Source organism: Candidatus Pelagibacter sp. Uisw_130 (assembly GCF_047722505.1).
GTDB lineage: Bacteria > Pseudomonadota > Alphaproteobacteria > Pelagibacterales > Pelagibacteraceae > Pelagibacter.
Genome location: NZ_CP159814.1, coordinates 519857 through 539394 on the forward strand (window position 1 = coordinate 519857; position 19538 = coordinate 539394).

At 28.6% G+C, this 19538-nt stretch carries 17 protein-coding genes; all 17 read left to right on the forward strand.

Going from position 1 to position 19538, the window contains the following annotated elements:
• Nucleotide 1 precedes the first annotated feature (1 nt).
• The 17 genes from nuoL (at nt 2) to ABXT55_RS02855 (ending at nt 19534) form a co-directional block, all read left to right on the forward strand.
• On the forward strand, nt 2–1915 hold the full coding sequence (gene nuoL / locus ABXT55_RS02775) for an NADH-quinone oxidoreductase subunit L (RefSeq protein ID WP_415285231.1): 1914 nt from the start codon (nt 2–4) through the stop codon (nt 1913–1915).
• Nucleotides 1915–3408, forward strand: a complete 1494-nt coding sequence (locus ABXT55_RS02780) for an NADH-quinone oxidoreductase subunit M (RefSeq protein WP_415285232.1) — start codon at nt 1915–1917, stop codon at nt 3406–3408. The genes nuoL and ABXT55_RS02780 overlap by 1 nt, the downstream gene beginning before the upstream one ends.
• Nucleotides 3408–4823 carry an NADH-quinone oxidoreductase subunit NuoN gene (gene nuoN, locus ABXT55_RS02785; RefSeq protein ID WP_415285233.1) on the forward strand — a complete coding sequence of 472 codons (1416 nt, stop codon included), beginning with the start codon at nt 3408–3410 and terminating at the stop codon, nt 4821–4823. The genes ABXT55_RS02780 and nuoN overlap by 1 nt, the downstream gene beginning before the upstream one ends.
• Nucleotides 4823–5386 (forward strand): biotin--[acetyl-CoA-carboxylase] ligase, encoded by a 564-nt coding sequence (locus ABXT55_RS02790; protein WP_415285234.1) that lies wholly within the window; start codon nt 4823–4825, stop codon nt 5384–5386. The genes nuoN and ABXT55_RS02790 overlap by 1 nt, the downstream gene beginning before the upstream one ends.
• Nucleotides 5383–6129 carry a type III pantothenate kinase gene (locus ABXT55_RS02795; RefSeq protein WP_415285235.1) on the forward strand — a complete coding sequence of 249 codons (747 nt, stop codon included), beginning with the start codon at nt 5383–5385 and terminating at the stop codon, nt 6127–6129. Before ABXT55_RS02790 ends, ABXT55_RS02795 begins: the two co-directional genes overlap by 4 nt.
• 2 nt (nt 6130–6131) lie before the next feature.
• Entirely contained in the window at nt 6132–7787 is a 1656-nt protein-coding gene (locus tag ABXT55_RS02800; protein WP_415285236.1) for a ribonuclease J, read from the forward strand.
• Nucleotides 7788–8033: a DUF1467 family protein gene (locus tag ABXT55_RS02805; protein ID WP_011282023.1), complete on the forward strand. Its 246-nt coding sequence runs from the start codon at nt 7788–7790 to the stop codon at nt 8031–8033. It abuts the gene before it with no gap.
• A 1-nt stretch (nt 8034) separates the two neighbouring features.
• Nucleotides 8035–9369, forward strand: coding sequence for a proline--tRNA ligase (gene proS, locus ABXT55_RS02810; protein ID WP_415285237.1), 1335 nt, complete (start codon nt 8035–8037; stop codon nt 9367–9369).
• The gene (locus tag ABXT55_RS02815) at nt 9366–10598 is read left to right on the forward strand and encodes an FtsX-like permease family protein (protein WP_415285238.1); all 1233 of its coding nucleotides are present in this window, start codon (nt 9366–9368) and stop codon (nt 10596–10598) included. The genes proS and ABXT55_RS02815 overlap by 4 nt, the downstream gene beginning before the upstream one ends.
• On the forward strand, nt 10591–11277 hold the full coding sequence (locus tag ABXT55_RS02820; RefSeq protein WP_415285239.1) for an ABC transporter ATP-binding protein: 687 nt from the start codon (nt 10591–10593) through the stop codon (nt 11275–11277). The genes ABXT55_RS02815 and ABXT55_RS02820 overlap by 8 nt, the downstream gene beginning before the upstream one ends.
• Nucleotides 11261–14677, forward strand: a complete 3417-nt coding sequence (dnaE, locus tag ABXT55_RS02825; protein WP_415285240.1) for a DNA polymerase III subunit alpha — start codon at nt 11261–11263, stop codon at nt 14675–14677. The genes ABXT55_RS02820 and dnaE overlap by 17 nt, the downstream gene beginning before the upstream one ends.
• Before the next feature lie 129 nt (nt 14678–14806).
• Nucleotides 14807–15628, forward strand: a complete 822-nt coding sequence (gene rpsB, locus ABXT55_RS02830) for a 30S ribosomal protein S2 (protein ID WP_415285241.1) — start codon at nt 14807–14809, stop codon at nt 15626–15628.
• A gap of 1 nt (nt 15629) precedes the next feature.
• Nucleotides 15630–16481 (forward strand): translation elongation factor Ts, encoded by an 852-nt coding sequence (tsf, locus tag ABXT55_RS02835; RefSeq protein ID WP_415285242.1) that lies wholly within the window; start codon nt 15630–15632, stop codon nt 16479–16481.
• The gene (gene frr, locus ABXT55_RS02840) at nt 16482–17033 is read left to right on the forward strand and encodes a ribosome recycling factor (protein WP_415285243.1); all 552 of its coding nucleotides are present in this window, start codon (nt 16482–16484) and stop codon (nt 17031–17033) included.
• Nucleotides 17030–17710, forward strand: a complete 681-nt coding sequence (gene uppS, locus ABXT55_RS02845; protein ID WP_415285244.1) for a polyprenyl diphosphate synthase — start codon at nt 17030–17032, stop codon at nt 17708–17710. The genes frr and uppS overlap by 4 nt, the downstream gene beginning before the upstream one ends.
• A complete protein-coding gene (locus ABXT55_RS02850) occupies nt 17707–18369 on the forward strand; it encodes a phosphatidate cytidylyltransferase (protein WP_415285245.1) in 663 nt (220 codons plus the stop codon). Before uppS ends, ABXT55_RS02850 begins: the two co-directional genes overlap by 4 nt.
• A gap of 1 nt (nt 18370) precedes the next feature.
• Nucleotides 18371–19534 (forward strand): 1-deoxy-D-xylulose-5-phosphate reductoisomerase, encoded by a 1164-nt coding sequence (locus ABXT55_RS02855; protein WP_415285246.1) that lies wholly within the window; start codon nt 18371–18373, stop codon nt 19532–19534.
• Nucleotides 19535–19538 lie beyond the last annotated feature (4 nt).

A 19538-nucleotide genomic window follows, 5' to 3' on the forward strand; every position in this document is an offset into this window, starting at 1 on the left:
TATGGAAATTGTATTATTATTTCTTCCCTTATTAGCTTCAATAACCTCTGGTTTCTTCGGTAAATATTTGGGTGATAGAAATTCAGAGATTGTAACTAGTCTTTTTGTATCAATTTCAGCAATTCTCTCAATTGTATTATTCTATCAAGTAATTGTTAACGGATATGAAAACAATGTAGTTGTAGCAACTTGGATTAACTCTGGAACCTTAGATGTTAATTGGTCTATTAAAGTCGACGCTTTATCCTCAATAATGCTCGTTGTTGTAACTTTAGTTTCAGCATTAGTACACATTTACTCAATTGGTTATATGTCTCACGATCCACATAAGCCAAGATTTATGGCTTATTTATCACTTTTCACTTTTTCAATGTTAACATTGGTTACCTCTGATAATTTCCTTCAGTTATTTTTTGGATGGGAAGGAGTAGGACTTTGCTCATATTTCTTGATCGGTTTTTGGTTTAAGAAAGAATCAGCAAATGCAGCTGCTATAAAAGCCTTTGTAGTAAATAGAGTGGGTGACTTTGGTTTTGCCTTAGGAATTTTTTTAATTTTTTATTTATTTGGTACCGTAAACTATGTGGAAGTTTTTAATCAAATCCCACAAATTGTTGAAAAAAAACTTTTATTTTTAGGAATGAATGTTGGAGCAATTGATTTAATTTGCATACTTTTATTCATCGGAGCTATGGGTAAATCTGCACAAATTTTCTTACATACTTGGTTGCCAGACGCAATGGAAGGGCCTACGCCAGTTTCAGCTTTAATTCATGCAGCTACAATGGTTACCGCTGGTGTTTTTTTAGTTGTAAGATGTTCTCCAATTTTTGAATACTCACCTCTCACACTAAACATAATTACAATTATTGGAATGACTACTGCTTTTTTTGCAGCAACAGTAGCTTTAGTACAAACTGATATTAAAAAGATAATTGCATATTCAACTTGCAGTCAACTAGGCTATATGTTTTTTGCTGCAGGAGTGGGTGCTTATAATGTTGCAATGTTTCATTTATTTACTCATGCATTTTTTAAAGCTTTACTTTTTTTAGGTTCTGGCTCGGTAATTCACTCATTTAAAGATGAGCAAGATATCAACCAAATGGGAGGTGTTTATAAAAAAATTCCATACACTTATGCGTTTATGATTATAGGAACATTGGCTCTTACTGGGTTTCCATTTTTATCTGGTTTTTATTCAAAAGATGCAATTATAGAATTTGCGTTTCTCAAGGGAAATACAACTGGATATTATGCAGCAGGAATAGGAATTTTGACTGCAGTTTTAACGTCAATTTATTCTTGGAGGTTAATTTTTAAAACATTTCATGGAGACTTTAATAATAAAAAAACCAATATTAATGAAATGCACGAATCTCCACTGATAATGCTTTTACCTTTATTTATACTTGCTATTGGAGCTATCTTTGCTGGTTTCTTATTTAAAGATTTATTTATTGGTCATGGTGGTGAAAATAGTTTTTGGGGTGATTCAATTAAATTTCTAAATCCATTAAGCACGGAACACCCTCCACTATGGTTTCTTTTAACGACACCAGCACTTGTATTAACCTCTATTCCAATTGCTTATTATTTATTTGTAAAAAATAAAAATGTTACACATCAAATTGCTGTGTCTAATAAGCCATTACATAATTTTTTAATAAATAAATGGTATTTTGACGAACTTTATAATGTTTTATTCATTAAATTTTCAAAAAAATTAGGTCTATTTTTTTGGAAGGCAGTTGATGTTAAAATTATTGATAAATTTGGACCTGATGGAGTCTCTTCGTTAATTAAGAATTTATCAATAAAAGCAAGTAAATTTCAAAGTGGATTTATCTATCAGTATGCCTTTATGATATTGTTAGGATTTTCTGCATTATTAACATTTTTGATTTTGAAATAATGAACTTTCCAATTTTATCATCTTTAATTTTACTACCTATAATTGGGTCTTTATTTTTATTATTTTCAAAAGATAAAAATTCTAATACAGGTAAATATGTTGCTTTATTTACTTCATTTGTTAATTTTTTAATTTCTATATATCTTTGGTACCAGTTCGACCCAAGCACATCTAACTTTCAATTTGTTGAAGATAGAGAATGGTTAAAAGGATTTATTAATTACAAAGTAGGTATTGACGGAATATCGATTTTATTTATTGTTCTAACTTCACTAATAACTCCACTTTGCATAATCTCAGTAAACAATACAATTAAAGACAGACTAAGAGATTTTTTAATTGCTATCTTAGTAATGGAAAGTTTAATGATTGGAGTTTTTTGTTCTCTTGATCTTGTTGTATTTTATTTATTTTTTGAAGCTGGATTGATACCTATGTTTTTAATAATTGGAATATGGGGTGGGACCAGAAGGGTATATTCAGCATTTAAATTTTTCTTATACACTTTGCTTGGTTCTGTTTTAATGTTAATTGCTATAATTTCGATCTACTGGATATCAGGAACCACAGATATAACTCAGCTTTATGATCTTGGTATAGACACCAAATATCAAAATTTACTATGGTTAGCATTCTTTAGTTCTTTTGCTGTCAAAACACCAATGTGGCCTGTACACACTTGGTTGCCTGATGCACACGTTGAAGCTCCAACTGCTGGCTCTGTTTTACTTGCAGCTATATTACTTAAAATGGCTGGTTATGGTTTTATTAGGTTTTCTTTAGGTTTATTTCCAGTAGCTTCCGAATTGTTTACACCACTAGTTTACACTTTAAGTTTGATTGCAATTGTGTACACGTCTCTAGTTGCATTGATGCAAGAAGATATGAAAAAGTTAATAGCATACTCTTCAGTTGCACATATGGGTTTTGTTACATTGGGTATTTTTACAATTACTCAACAAGGAATTGAAGGAAGTATAGTTCAAATGATAAGTCATGGCTTGGTTTCAGCTGCATTATTTTTATGTGTTGGAGTTGTCTATGACCGTATGCATTCTAGGTTAATAGCAACTTATGGTGGCTTAGTTTCAATTATGCCAAAATATTCAATATTATTTATGCTTTTCACTTTAGCTGCATTAGGCTTACCTGGTACCAGTGGTTTTATAGGTGAATTTTTAGTATTAATGGGCGCATTTAAGGATAACTTTTTAGTGGCAGTTATAGCAAGTTTGGGAGTTATTTTTGGAGCCGCATACATGTTATGGCTATATAGAAGAGTTGTATTTGGAGAAGTTAAAAATAAAGAACTCTTAAAAATGCCTGACCTTGATAACTCAGAAAAATTTATTTTGTGGTGTTTAGCAATACCAGTTTTATTTTTTGGATTTTATCCAGAACCTCTTCTTAATACGACTGAAATTTCAGTAAAACATTTAATAGAAATGTACAATTTTAACTTAAACATGAATATAACTGAGGTACAAAATTAATGGATAACTTAAGCTTTATACTACCTGAATTTTTTATTTCTTTGTCTATAATGTTTTTATTACTTCTTGGTGTGTACAAAAAAAATAGTTCTAATATTGTCCATAATCTTGCAGTGGGTTCTTTGTTGATTACCGGTATTTTAATTTTTAATAATCCATTAGATAAAAATGTTTCATTATTTAATAATGGTTACATTATAGATAATCTTTCATCTTTTATGAAGATCCTTACAATTTTAGGAGGTGCTTTTGTTTTATCAATTTCAACAAGATATTTGAAAATATGCAAAATTTTCTTAATAGAATATCCAGTTTTAGTCCTTTCTTCAATTTTAGGTATGATGGTAATGATCAGTTCAAATGATCTTATGGTTTTTTATATAGGTCTTGAGTTACAGTCTTTAGCTTTGTATGTTTTGGCATCATTTAATCGAGATCAATTAAAGTCATCTGAATCTGGGCTAAAATATTTTGTTTTAAGCGCTTTATCATCAGGATTATTGCTATATGGATGTTCTTTAGTTTATGGGTTTTCAGGATCAACCAATTTTAATGTTATTGGTGATGTAATGAACTCTTCACATTACGGTTTAACTTTTGGAATTGTTTTTATACTTGTTGGTTTAGCATTTAAGATATCAGCTGTACCATTTCACATGTGGGCACCTGATGTATATGAAGGCTCTCCGACTGCTGTCACATTATTTTTTGCAATTGTGCCAAAAGTTGCTGCACTTACAGTATTCATAAGATTTTTATATGTTCCTTTCGTTAATATGATCGGTCAATGGCAACCTATATTAATTTTTTTATCAATTGCATCTATGATCTTTGGAGCTATTGCTGCAATTGGTCAAAATAATCTCAAAAGATTGATTGCATATAGTTCAATTGGCCACATGGGTTATGCATTAGCTGGTTTGTCTACTGGTTCAAACGAAGGTATTCAAAGCTCTATTGTATACATGTCGATATACTTGGTTATGAATCTTGCTTTTTTTAGTTGTTTGTTGATGTTGAAGAGAAATGATGTGTACTACGAGACTATTGACGATTTATCAGGGTTATCAAAAAAACATCCAATTTTATCTTTATCGTTACTAGCCATCCTTTTTTCATTGGCAGGGATTCCTCCATTAGCTGGTTTTTTTGCAAAATTTTATATTTTTAAGGCTGTTATAGAACAATCAATGTACTTCTTGGCCATTGTAGGCCTCTTATCAACAGTAATAGCTGCTTTTTATTATCTAAAAATAATCAAGGTTATTTACTTTGATAAAGAAAAGGAAGGTTACGACACTGATCATAATATTTGGTTAAAAGGATCGTTGACTTTTTCAACATTATTAATTCTCTTATACTTTATTTTTCCAAGCAAATTGGTGGAAATTGTATCTAGAATTAATATTATTTAATGAAATTAAAAAAATTCAATTTTAAAATTGTAAATAGTACAAACGATCTAGCTATACAAATAATTAAAAATACCAATAACAAATCAGGAATTATAATTGCTGATAGACAAAAAAAGGGAAGGGGTCAATATGGAAAAAAATGGACTTCTTTTAAGGGAAATTTATTTATTAGTATTTTTTTTCAAATTAACAAAATTCAATTATCATTGAAAGATTTGACAAAAGTTAACTGTCTTTTAGTTAAAAAATTATTATCAAATTTTTATAATGGTAATATTACAATTAAAAAACCAAATGATTTGTTGATTAAAAAAATGAAAATTTCAGGTATCTTACAGGAGATATTAATTAAATCTGATGAAAAATTTATTGTTATTGGAGTGGGTATAAACTTGATTAAGAGTCCAACTATAAAAGATTATTTAACCACAAATCTTTTTGACCTAACTGGTATCAAAATTACCCCTAATAATGCTGCTTTAAAGCTAAAAAAAATTTACGAAACTTTTATTCCAATGTTTTCTAAATTTAATATAAAAAACTTAGATAGGAATTTAAAATGATTATTGTTGGTGATATAGGAAATACAGAAACCAAAATTTGTTTGGTAAACTCTAAAAATATCATTATTAAAAGAGTTACCTTATCAACAAAAAAAATAAGTCACTCTCTACTTAATAAATCTTTATTCGGTCTAGGTTTAAAAGACAAATCAATTAATAAGTGTCTATTTTGCAGCGTTGTACCAAAATCATTTAATAAAATTAAAAACTTTTTTAATAAGACTTATGAAATTAAGTGTCACGAGCTTAAGAAACTCAAGTTAAATAAATTGATTAAGATTAAAGTTAACTATAAACAAATTGGTTCAGATAGATTGGCAAACGCTATTAGCGTTATTAATAACAAGGATAATTTTATAATTTTAGATTTTGGGACTGCTACCACATTTGATGTTTTGATTAAAAACACCTATCATGGTGGTGTTATTGCACCTGGAGTTAAGCTTTCACTTGATACGTTGACTGATAAGGCATCGCAAATTCCAAAAATTAGTTTAAAAAAAACAAATAAAGTCGTTGGTTTAAATACTATTAGTGCAGTGAGAGCTGGTTTTTTTTGGGGTTATGAGGGTTTAATTGACAATATTGTTAATTTAATTAAGAAAGAGACCAAGATGTCCTTTAAAATAATTATTACTGGGGGATTTTCTAGGTTATTCAAAAATTCAACAAAAACGAAAGTAACATTAAATAAAGATATAACAATTAACGGCTTAATCAGAGCCACCACTTTAATTAAATAAATATGAAAGATGAACTATTATTTTGCCCTTTAGGGGGCTCAGGAGAAATTGGCATGAATATGAATCTGTTTGCCTATGGAAAACCAGGTGAACATAAATGGATCATGGTTGATATAGGGGTTACATTTGCTGATGATACCTTACCGGGAATTGATCTTATTTATCCAGATCCTGGATTTATAGTTGATAAAAAAGAGGACCTTTTAGGAATTATTTTAACTCATGCACATGAAGATCATATAGGTGCAATTGCACATCTTTGGCCTCAATTAAAATGCAAAATTTTTGCAACTCCATTTACCGCAGTTTTAATAAAAGAAAAACTCAAAGAAAAGAATATTGATGCAACTAATTATCTAAAAATAGTTCAACTAAATGGAACAGTAGATTTAGATCCTTTTAAAATAGAGTATATTACATTAACCCACTCAATTCTTGAACCTAATGGTCTTAGAATTGAAACCCCAGCAGGTGTAATACTACACACAGGTGATTGGAAGATTGATCCAGAACCATTGATTGGTGAAAAAATTAATTCGGACAGACTTAAAGAAATTGGCAAAGAAGGTGTCCTTGCTATGGTTTGTGACTCAACAAATGTATTTAGTATGGGAAAAGCTGGTTCAGAATTGGATGTTAGAAAAAGTTTATTAAATATTATGGGTAGCCTTAAAAAAAGAATTGTTATGGCTTCTTTTGCATCAAATGTTGCACGCATGGAAACAGCTTTCTATTGTGCAGAAAAAACTGGTAGACAAATATCTTTAGTAGGAAGATCCATGCATAGAATATTTAAAGCAGCAAGACAATGTGGATATTTAAAAAATGTTATTGAACCTATTGATGCTCGTGAAGCAAAAAAGATTGCTAGAGAAAAAATAGTTTATCTTTGTACTGGTAGCCAAGGTGAGCCCATGGCAGCACTAATGAGAATTTCAAGTTATACTCATCCAGATGTATTCATCGAAAAAGATGATGCTGTTATTTTTTCATCTAAAATTATTCCAGGTAATGAAAAAAAATTATACAAATTACAAAATCAATTAGTTAGGGATGGTATTGAAGTTATTTCAGAGGAAAGTGAATTTGTTCATGTTTCTGGCCACCCAAATAGAGACGATCTAAGAGAAATGTATGATTGGGTTAAACCTCAATGTGCAATCCCTGTTCATGGAGAACATAGACATATGATTGAACATATGAAATTCGCACATGAAATGAAAGTTCCACACCCTGTTCAAGTAGAAAATGGGGATATTGTAAAATTAGCACCAGGTAAACCACATGTTTTTGATAAGGCTCCAAGTGGTAGACTTTATTTAGATGGAAATATGAGTGTCGAGGAAGATGCTCAATCAATTAAAGATAGAAAAAATATAGCTGCTAATGGATACATGGAAGTGACAATTTTAATTACACCTAAGGGCAATATTCATAAAAGACCAGTATTAACTTTTAGAGGCTTACCCGTATATGATCCAGACGAATTTATATATGAACTAGAAGAAGCAATAGAAAAAACTACCAGATCCTTTTCTATAAAAAGTAAAAAACAAGAATACAATTTAATTGATGCATTAAAAATTACATGTAGAAAATGTGCTAAAGAATTAACTGGTAAAAGACCATTTATTAATATCAACTTAGTAAGAACTTAAATGAGCGCAACAGGTCTTGCTATAATTTATATAATAATTTGGTGGATAGTTTTTTTTACAATTCTTCCAATTGACGTAAATAGACAAAAATCTATCAAAATTGACGGTGAAGACGCAGGCTCTCCTGAGAATCCTAAAATGTTAAAAAAATTCATTTATTGTACTGGTATTACAACAGTTATTTTCGTGATAATTTATTTATTGATAAAATATGAATATTTAAATTTAAGATATATAATCAATTAAAATGTACATTTCAAAGTCATTCATTCCAATATTAAAAAATAACCCGTCAGAAGCAAAAATTAAATCACACCAGTTAATGCTAAGGGTTGGTATGATTAAGCAATCTTCAGCAGGTATTTATTCATGGCTTCCTTTAGGTTTTAAGGTGATGAAAAAAATTGAACAAATAGTAAGAGAAGAACAAAATAAAATTGGTGCACAAGAAATACTTATGCCAACAATCCAACCTAGTGATATTTGGAAAGAAAGTGGTCGTTACGATGATTATGGAGATGAAATGCTTCGTATTAAAGACCGCCAAGGTAGAGAAATGCTTTACGGACCAACTAACGAAGAGCTAGTTACAGATATATTTAGATCAAGTGTTAAATCTTATAAATCTCTTCCTCAATTATTATATCATATACAATGGAAATTTAGAGATGAAGTTAGACCAAGATTTGGAATAATGAGAGGTAGAGAGTTTTACATGAAGGACGCATATTCGTTTGACGTAAACGATGAAGATGCAACTTTCTCGTATAACAAATTCTTTTTCTCGTATTTAAAAACATTTAAGAGATTAGAGCTTTCAGCAATACCAATGGCAGCCGATACAGGACCAATTGGTGGAAATCTTTCTCATGAATTTATTATTTTAGCAGATACTGGTGAAAGTAAAATTTTTACAGATAAAAGAATTTTTGATTTAGATGGTGAAGGATCTGTAATGGATAGAAAATCTTTACAAGACTTAAGAAAAAAATATGAACAATATTATGCTGTTGCAGATGAAAAATTTAATAAAGATGAATTTGAAGAAAAAGTATCAGAAGAAAATAGACTAATTACAAAAGGTATAGAAGTAGGTCACATTTTTTATTTTGGAGATAAGTACTCAAAAGCTTTAAATGCAGCTGTAGATCTTCCGGGTGGGAAAAAAGATTTTGTTAAAATGGGGTCTTATGGAATTGGTGTATCAAGACTAGTTGGTGCAATTATAGAGGCCAAATATGATGAAAAGGATGAAATAATGAAATGGCCATTTTCTGTAGCACCATACGAACTTGCCATAATACCCATGATTAATAAAAATGACACATCGGCATTAGACAAAGCAAATAAACTTTTTAAACATTTTGAAAGTAAAAATATTGATACAATTATCGATGATATGGATGAAAATCTTTCATCAAAAATTAAAAAATTTAATTTGATAGGTGTACCTTATCAAATAATTTTAGGAAAAAAATCAGATGGTGATTTATTAGAGTTTAAAGAAATTGGAAAAGATCCTAAAAGATTAACAATAGATCAAATAACTCAAATTTTAACTGAACAAAAATTAAAAAATTGATCTCTGCATTAGAAAAAGAAATTACACTTAGATATCTAAAAACCAGAAAAAAAGACGGTTTTTTAAATATAATTTCTATTTTTTCATTTATCGGAATTAGCTTAGGAGTTGCAGTGTTAATTATTGTGATGTCCGTTATGAATGGCTTTAGAACCGAGTTAATTAATAAGATTGTAGGATTTAATGCTCATGTTACCGTTAAGCCATATGAGAGCCCTATTAGTCTAGAACAATTAAATAATAAAAATTTAAAATTAATTTCAGAAGAATTAATACTTAGTAATACTGGTGAGGCAATTGTCATTAGCAAAGACTACACTAAAGGCCTAATTTTAAGAGGTTACAGTAGTGAAAACTTTCTAAAACTTGATGTTGTAAAAAAAGGAAACTTAATTGGAAAATCAAGTCAATTAGCAAAGAATTCGATATCAATAGGTAAAGAATTAAGTTTTAATTTAGATCTTAGTGTGGGTGATAAAGTTTCAATTATGTCTCCAGCAGGCATAGAAACGATTATAGGAAGCCTACCTAGACAAGAAACTTTTATTATTAGTTCAATCTTTGATAGTGGTTTAGCTGATTTTGATGCAAACATTGCTTTCATAAATTTAGACACATTAGAAAACTTTTTTAATCTTAAAAAAGAAAAGCGTAACCTAGAAATTTACTTGAATAACCCATCTAATATTGAAGAAGAAAAAAATAAAATTCAAAAAATATTCAAAAATGAATTTGTATATAGTTGGGCTGATATGAATAGTTCATTGTTTTCCGCATTAAAGGTTGAAAGAAATGTAATGTTTATAATCTTATCTTTAATTATTATAGTAGCTGCTTTTAATATTATTTCTGGGCTTACAATTCTGGTTAAAAATAAAACAAGAGATATAGCTATACTAAAGTCTATTGGTGTCTTAAATAAATCCATTGTTAAGATATTTTTTCTTGTCGGAGTTATTATTGGAACTACAGCAACATTCTTTGGAATTTTTTTAGGTGTAGTGTTCTCACTGTATATAGAAAACTTGAGAGAGTTTTTAAGCAATACATTTAATATTAGTTTGTTTCCTGAGGAGATTTATTTTTTAAGTACAATGCCTTCAGAAATCAACCCGACTTCAATTTTTATTATTTCTCTTTGTTCGATCTTTGTAACAATTATTGTTTCAATTTTTCCTGCAATAAAAGCTTCAAAATTAGATCCAGTTAAAGGACTTAAGTATGAATAATTTAATATCACTAAAGAACATATCAAAATCTTTTTCTAACAATCGAAAAATAAATGTTTTAAAAAAAATCAATTATTCTTTTGTAAAAGGTAAGATTTATTCTCTAGTTGGTCCATCTGGATCGGGAAAATCTACATTACTAAATGTTTTGTCACTAATAGATAAACCAACCACTGGCTCTTTGTTAATTGGTAATACACCAATAAACTTTAACGATAATTCAAAAAATGACAAAATTAGATCAAATAAAATTGGTATTATCTATCAACAAAATAATTTACTTCCAGATTTTACTGCATTAGAAAATGTTTATTTAGCCAGTCTAGCTTTAACTAATGACAAAAAGAATTCAATCAATCGAGCTAAAAAAATTATAAAAACAATGGGTCTTTCATCACGTGAGTCACATTTTCCTTCAGAATTATCAGGGGGTGAAATGCAAAGAATTGCAATGGCTAGAGCACTTATTAATGAACCTGAAATTATATTAGCAGACGAGCCTACTGGCAGTCTAGATCACACTACGGCCAAAGAGGTTTTTAATGTTTTGTATAATTTGAAAAAGAAAAATAGATTAATAATCTATGCAACTCACAATAGATTTTTTGCAAATATGGCTGATTGCAAATTAGAAATGATTGATGGTAATATGAGAACTATCAATGCCAGAATTAAATAATCAAAATTTTAATCACTTAAAAATTCACACACAGTACTCAATCTGTGAAGGAGCTATTAAAATTGATAATTTAAAAGATTTTTGTAAAGAAAAAAAAATACCTTGTTTGGGTCTTTCAGACACATCTAATTTATGTGGTGCATTGGAGTTTGCTGAAAACATTTCTAAGGTTGGTACACAACCAATTATTGGCACTCAAATTTATTTTAGATTTGAAGATACGATAGGACTATTACCCCTGATAGCTCTTAACGAAAATGGATATAAGAAAATTATAGAACTCTCCTCAAAATCTTACCTTGAAAATGATGCTTTATCAGACCCTCATTTAGATATTAAGGAACTTTTAATTGATATGGAGGGTGTGTCCTTACTTTCTGGAACTATTCAAGGTTTATTCGGTAAATTATTTGAAAAAGGTCGTTTAGACGAAATATCAAAACTATATAAGAGTTTATCATCAAAATTTAATGATAATTTTTATTTAGAAATCCAAAGGCACGGTGATCAAAATGAAATTGCTTTTGAAAAATTCAACTTAGAACAATCTTTAAAAGTTAAAATACCAATTATTGCTACTAATGAAGTTTATTATTTAACACCTGACATGCACGAAGCTCATGATGCGTTAACTTGCATTGGTTCTAAAACTTATGTTAATGAAAAGAATAGAATTAAATATAGTAACCAGCATTATTTTAAATCGAATGAAGAAATGTCAAAACTATTTTCTGATCTTCCGGAAGCTTTAGAAAATAACTTCAATTTGCCATTTAAATGTAATTTTAGACCACAATTTTCCAAACCTGTACTTCCAAATATTAGTTCTGAAAAAGGAGGTAGTGCTGATGAAATACTTAAAAAAGATTCATTAGACGGATTGAAAGAAAAATTTCTCAAAGTTTTTAAAATTGAAGAAAATAACTTAGAATCTGATGATAAATTTTTAAAATATAAAGACAGACTAGATCATGAGTTAAAGATCATAATTGAAATGAAATATCCTAGTTATTTCTTGATTGTATCAGACTACATTAAATGGGCCAAGAGTAATGATATCCCGGTAGGACCGGGTAGAGGTTCTGGAGCAGGCTCACTTGTTGCTTGGTGTCTGTCCATTACAGATGTTGATCCAATTAAATTTAATTTAATATTTGAAAGATTTTTAAATCCTGACCGTGTGTCAATGCCTGACTTTGATATAGATTTTTGTGAGGAAAAAAGAGATCTTGTTTTTAAATATTTAACTACAAAATATAAAGATAGTGTTGCCCATATAATTACATTTGGAAAATTAAAAGCAAGAATGGTTATTAGAGATGTTGGTAGAGTATTAGGTTTACCTTATGGTTTTGTTGATAGTATTTCAAAAATGATACCTTTTGATCCTTCCAGACCTCAAAGCTTAATTGAATGTATTAATAGCGAACCAAGACTTCAAAAATTAGTTAATGAAGATCCACGTGTAAAAAAATTAACTGATCTTTCTTTGAAATTAGAAGGTTTGAATAGAAATGTAGCAACTCATGCAGCAGGTGTTGTAATAGCTGATAGAAAATTAACAGAAGTTGTGCCTTTATATAAAGATGCATCTGCAGATTTATTATTACCTTCTACACAATTTGATATGTACTCAGCAGAAAATGCTGGCTTAATTAAGTTTGATTTTTTAGGATTAAAAACTTTAACGGTAATTAATAGAACGCAAAAGTTGATTAATAAAAAAGTTAAAGATTTTAAAATTGAAGATATTGACTTTGATGATCAAAAAGTTTTTGAACTTTTGTCTTCTGGTAATACCGTTGGATTATTCCAGGTTGAGAGCGCTGGTATGCGTGAAGCATTATTACAGATGAAACCCAATCATATTGAGGATATTATTGCACTAGTGGCTCTTTATCGCCCAGGACCCATGAGTAACATTCCTGTGTACAATGATTGTAAACATGGAAGACAAACGCCTGATTACTTGCATCCATTACTTGAGGATATTTTAAAACCTACATATGGGGTAATTATTTATCAAGAACAGGTTATGCAAATTGCACAAAAACTCTCAGGTTTTACCGCAGGTGAAGCTGATATTTTAAGAAGAGCTATGGGTAAAAAAAAAAGAGCTGAACTAGAAAAGCAGAAACAAGGATTTATTGCTGGTGCTCTTAAAAATGGAATTAGCAAAGATGTTGCAGCAAGCATATTTCTTAAAATAGAACCATTTGCCGAATATGGGTTTAATAAAAGTCACGCAGCTGCTTATGCTATAATTTCTTATCAAACAGCATTTTTAAAAACTTATTATCCTAAAGAGTTTTTTGTTGCATCCATGACAATGGATATTTCAAACCAAAATAAATTAGGTGAATTTTACGAAGAGCTTAAAAGAATTAACATTAAAGTTATACGACCTGATATTAATAAGTGCTTTGCAGACTTTCAATTTGATGAAAATAATTTTTATTATGCACTTGGCGGAATTAAAAGTGTTGGTTATGCGGCAATTTCAAACGTTGTTAAAGAAAGAAGAGAAAATGGTGAATTTAAATCTATAAATGATTTTTTAAATAGAGTTAACCCTAAAGATATTAATAAGCTCCAATTAGAAGGTTTAGTTAAAGCAGGAACTTTTGACAATATAGACATCAATAGACAGGCATTATTTAATTCAATTCCAAATTTTATTTTAAAGACAAAAAATATTTATGAAAATAAAGCAGCAAATCAAATTGATCTTTTTGGTTCCGATGAAGAACAAGATAATGAAATAGTTCTTAATATTGAAGATTGGAAATTTGAAGATCGATTATCAAGAGAATTTGAAGCTATTGGTTTCTTTATATCCGACCATCCTCTAAATCAATTCAAAGAAATTTTTGATGATTATAAAATAGTTGATTATACAAAATTTAATCTAGACGATAATATAAAAGATGCAAATATTGCAGCTACACTTTTAAAGATCACTGAAAGAAAAACTGCAAAAGGTAATTCGTATGGTGTTATTAAGTTCACTGATTTAACTAGTGTTTTTGAGCTCTTTATTTTTTCTGATATATTGGAGTTAAATAGAGAGGTTTTAGTGGAGGGTAGTTCTTTAATTATAACCTTGATCAAAACCATTTCCAAAGATGAGAACAAATCTAAAAGAATAAATGTTCAAAAAATAGCCTCTCTTAAAGATCTCTTTAATAAACCTGTTAATGAAATTGTGTTTAATATTAAATCAATTAAAGATATCGATAAAATATCTGATTTAGTGGATGAAGAGGGGACAACTGAGATAAAAATAAATATCACCTACGAAAACAATGAGATTAGCTTTAAACTAAAAAACAAGCGTTTTATTGATAGGAAAACCATTAATATCTTAAAAAACAATGATATTTTAACAACTATTCATTAAAAAAGACTTGTTTGTTGTATAAATAATTTGTAAGTAACTCTTAAATTAAATTAACACGCACACAGTTTGTGGTTTTATACCTCCGGTCCTTAAATGGAAATTACTGTGGTGGCTTAACCGGGAATAAATATGAAAATACCGAGTCTAACTATCCAACAATTATTAGAAGCAGGCGTTCATTTAGGTCATAAGACCTTAAGATGGAACCCAAAAATGAAAAGATACATTTTTGGAAAAAGAGATTCAATTCACATTATTGATCTAACACAAACATTAGAATTAACAAATGTAGCTTTGGAAAAAGTTTATAATACGATTTCCAATAACGGCAAAATTCTTTTTGTGTCTACAAAAAAACAAGCATCTGAAGCAATTGCTGAAGTTGCAAAAGAAACAGGACAATACTTTGTAAACTACAGGTGGTTAGGTGGAATGTTAACTAACTGGGGAACAATCTCAGGATCAATTAAAAAAATGAAAAAATATGAGGCTGATCTTGTTGCTGAAAATAGAGGCTTTACAAAAAAAGAACTATTAAAGATGAGTGTCAAAAAAGATAAATTAGAAAGAGCACTAGGTGGAATTGCAGAAATGAAAAAAGTTCCAGACTTAGTTTTCATTATTGATACTAATTATGAATCTTTAGCTATTGCTGAAGCATCTAAATTAGGTATTCCAATTTGTGCTATACTTGACAGTAATTCTAATCCTGATGGTATTGATTATCCAATTCCAGGTAACGATGATGCTAGAAGAGCGATTGATCTATACTGTAATTTAGTAAAAGAAACTATTGAAAATGCAAAAAAAGCAGCTCCATCTAAATCTGAAGAAAAACCTGATGTCGGTGAAACAAAAGCAAAAGAAGCTTCTTCAAAAACTATTCAAGAGATCGACAGAGAGAAGTTAGATGCTAAATTTTCAAAAAAAGATAAAGAAAAGTTAAATTAATATGAGTGATTTAGAAAAAGTAAAACAATTACGTGAAGCAACTGGTGCTGGATTTAAAGATTGTAACTTGGCAGTTAAAGAATCCGGTGGTGACCTTGATAAAGCGGTTGAGATTTTAAGAGTTAAAGGAATTTCTAAAGCTTCAAAAAAAATGTCAAGAGATGCTAAAGAAGGTGTTATTGCAACCTCTGGAGATGAAAGCAAAATATCTGTTATTGAAATTAACTGTGAGACAGATTTTGTTGCTAAGAATGATGATTTTGTATCATTTGCAAAAGAATTAAGTGAATTGAATAATCAAAATTCGTCTGATTTAGAAAAGCTAAATAAATCAAAAATGGGAAATGGTGAAACGGTTGAAGATAGTCTAGTAGCATTAATTGCAAAAATGGGTGAAAAAATAACAGTTGGTAAAGCTAAGACATTTAACCAATCAGGTTCTAAAAATTTTAATTATTTGCATACTGTAGTTAAAGATAATTTATCTAAATTATCAGTTATAGCTTCACTTGAGACTTCAGATGAGAGTGATAACGTTAAAGCTTTTGGTAAACAGCTTTCAATGCACATTGCAGCATCAAACCCTTTGGCGTTAAGTTCTGATTTGATTGATAAAGATCTACTCCAAAAGGAACAAGATCTTCTCACAGAAGAGTTAAAAAGTTCTGGTAAGCCTGAAGAAATTGTACAAAAAATTAGCTTAGGCAAAATGAATAAATTTAAAGAAGAAAATGCTTTATTAACACAAGCCTGGGTTATGGAGCCAAAAAAAAAAGTGCAAGATATTGTAAAAGAACTTAATATACCGGACTTAAAGATTAATGATTTTTTTAGAATTAAAATAGGTGAATAAATGTTTAATAACAAAACATACTGTCAGAAGATGGATAAAACCATTGAGGTTTTTCAAAAAGAATTAACCTCATTAAGAACTGGAAGGGCAAATGCTTCAATGCTAGACCTTGTTAAAGTCGATGTTTATGGTCAAGCGATGCCATTAAACCAAGTTTCAAGTATCACAACTCCTGATGCCAGAACAATCAATGTTCAGGTATGGGACCTTAACAACGTTCCACTTGTAGATACTGCTATCAAAAAATCAGAATTAGGCTTAAACCCTCAAATTGATGGTCAATTAATTAGGTTACCTGTCCCAGATTTAAATGAGGAGAGAAGAACAGAGATTAAAAAATTAATTAAATCTATGGGTGAAAAGTGTAAAATCTCAATTAGAAATATTAGAAGAGAAGCTAATGTTGATTTAAAAAGTTTAGTTAAAGAAAAAGAAATCAGTGAAGATGATGAAAAAATAAATGAAAAAATAGTCCAAACATTTACTGATGAGCATATTAAAACTATAGATACTAAAGTTGAAGCCAAAGAAAAAGAAATAATGACAATATGAACCCAGTTAAACATGTTGCCATCATTATGGATGGAAACGGCAGATGGGGCATTAAACACAAACAATCAAGAAATGCAGGTCATAGAGCTGGTTTAAACTCAGTTGAGGATATTATCAAAGTGTGCTTAAAAAAAGAAATTAAATACTTAACACTCTACACATTTTCTACTGAAAATTGGAAGAGACCAAAAAAAGAAATAAATTTTTTATTTAATTTATTGGAAAAATTTTTGATTAACAAAATAGATAATTTAATTAAAAAGAATATTAAATTAAGATTTATTGGTGAAATTAATAAATTACCATCTAAATTAAAAATTCTTATTAAAGCTTCAGAAAAACAAACATCAAAAAACTCAGATTTACAAATTAATATTGCACTTAATTATGGCTCAAAAAGTGAGCTAATTAATTGTATAAAAATTATTAATAAAAAGAAAATAAAATTAACTGAAAAAAGTATTAATAAAAATCTGTTTACTAAATATATTCCAGATCCAGATATTTTGATAAGAACTGGCAACACCAAAAGATTAAGTAATTTTATGCTTTGGCAAATAGCCTATGCGGAAATTTTTTTTGAAAAAAAACTTTGGCCTGATTTTAATGCAAATGACTTTAGAAAAATTTTAGATAAGTTCAAATTGATAAAAAGAAATTTTGGATCGATACAATGAACAGTGAATTACAAAAAAGAACATTTACATCTATAGTATTAATTTTTTTATTAACACTCATGTATCTCTATTCCTTTATTATGATCACAGCATTAATTGTTATTGCTATAATTATATGGGTTGAATTTTATGCCCTAATATCAAAAATAATTAAAAAAAATAAATTTAAAGATAAATTCTTAAGATTCTTTTATAAAGCAATCTCATTATTATACCTATCGTTAATAGTATTTCTTATTTTTACTATTGAATCCTTTTATCCAAATCAAAAAATATATCTTTTATATGTGATCTTGGTAGCTATATTATCTGACATTGGTGGACTTATTATCGGTAAAACTTTCAAAGGAAAAAAACTTACAAAAATTAGTCCTAACAAAACAATTTCAGGATCAGTTGGTTCATTTTTATTTTCAATAATTCTAATTCCATTTTTTTATAAAAACCTAATAGAATTTAATTTTTTAATAATGTTTATTATTACTCTAACAATTTCATTCATTTCACAAGCAGGAGACTTGTTTATCTCTTATATGAAGCGTAAAGCAAAAGTTAAAGACACAAGTGATATGTTGCCTGGTCATGGTGGTTTTTTAGATAGAGTTGATGGAATAATTTTTGCTATACCAATAGGTTTAATATTATTTAATTTTTTTTAAAATGAAAAAAATAGCTATACTTGGTTCTACTGGCTCAATAGGATCTTCCTTAATAAATATAATTAAAAAAGATAAAAAAAATTTTAAGATTGAACTTCTTACAGCTAATAAGAATTACAAAAAAATATTAAAACAAGCAAAAAACTTTAATGTCAAAAATGTAGTTATAATTGATAAGGAATCTTTTTTAATTGCAAAAAAAATCACAAAAAAAAATAAAATTAATATTTACAATGATTTTAATTCATTTAATAAAATTTTTAAAAAAAAAAGAATTGATTACACCATGAGTGCTATTTCAGGCTTTGTTGGATTAAAACCAACAATAGAGATAATAAAGTTTACAAGAACTATTGCTATTGCTAATAAAGAATCAATTATTTGTGGATGGTGTTTAATTAAAAAAGAAATAAGAAAATACAATGTTAAATTTATTCCTGTTGATTCTGAACACTTTTCTATTTGGAGTTTAGCTGGTGATACTAAAAGTAATAATATAGAAAAAATTTATCTAACAGCATCTGGTGGACCTTTTAGAGATTATCCATTAGAAGAATTTAAAAATATAACCTTAAAGAAGGCTTTAAAACATCCCAATTGGTCTATGGGTAAAAAAATATCTATTGATTCAGCCACAATGATGAATAAAGTTTTTGAAGTAATTGAGGCCAAAAAAATTTTTAATCTTAAATATAATCAACTTGAAATATTGCTGCATCCTGATTCTTACTTGCATGCAATAGTTAAATTTAAAAATGGTTTAACGAAAATTCTTGCTCATGATACGAGTATGACTATTCCAATTTTTAATTCAATTTATCTAAAGAATGAGAAGAATATTCGTTCAAAACCACTCAATATTAAAATGTTAAATGATTTAAAACTCAAATTTCTTAACCCAAAAATATTTCCTACAATTAGATTATTAAATTTATTAAAAGATAAAGATTCTTTATTTGAAACAGTAATTGTGTCTGCAAATGACACTTTAGTTAATTTGTTTTTAAAAAAACACATCAAATTTACAGATATTTCAAAAATCTTATTAAAAATTTTAAAGCACCATGACCTAGCTAAATACCGTGGTATTAAGGTTATAAACATTGCACAAATAGTCAAATTAAACAAATATGTAAGTTTAAAAGTAAAAGCTTTTTGTGTATAAAGCC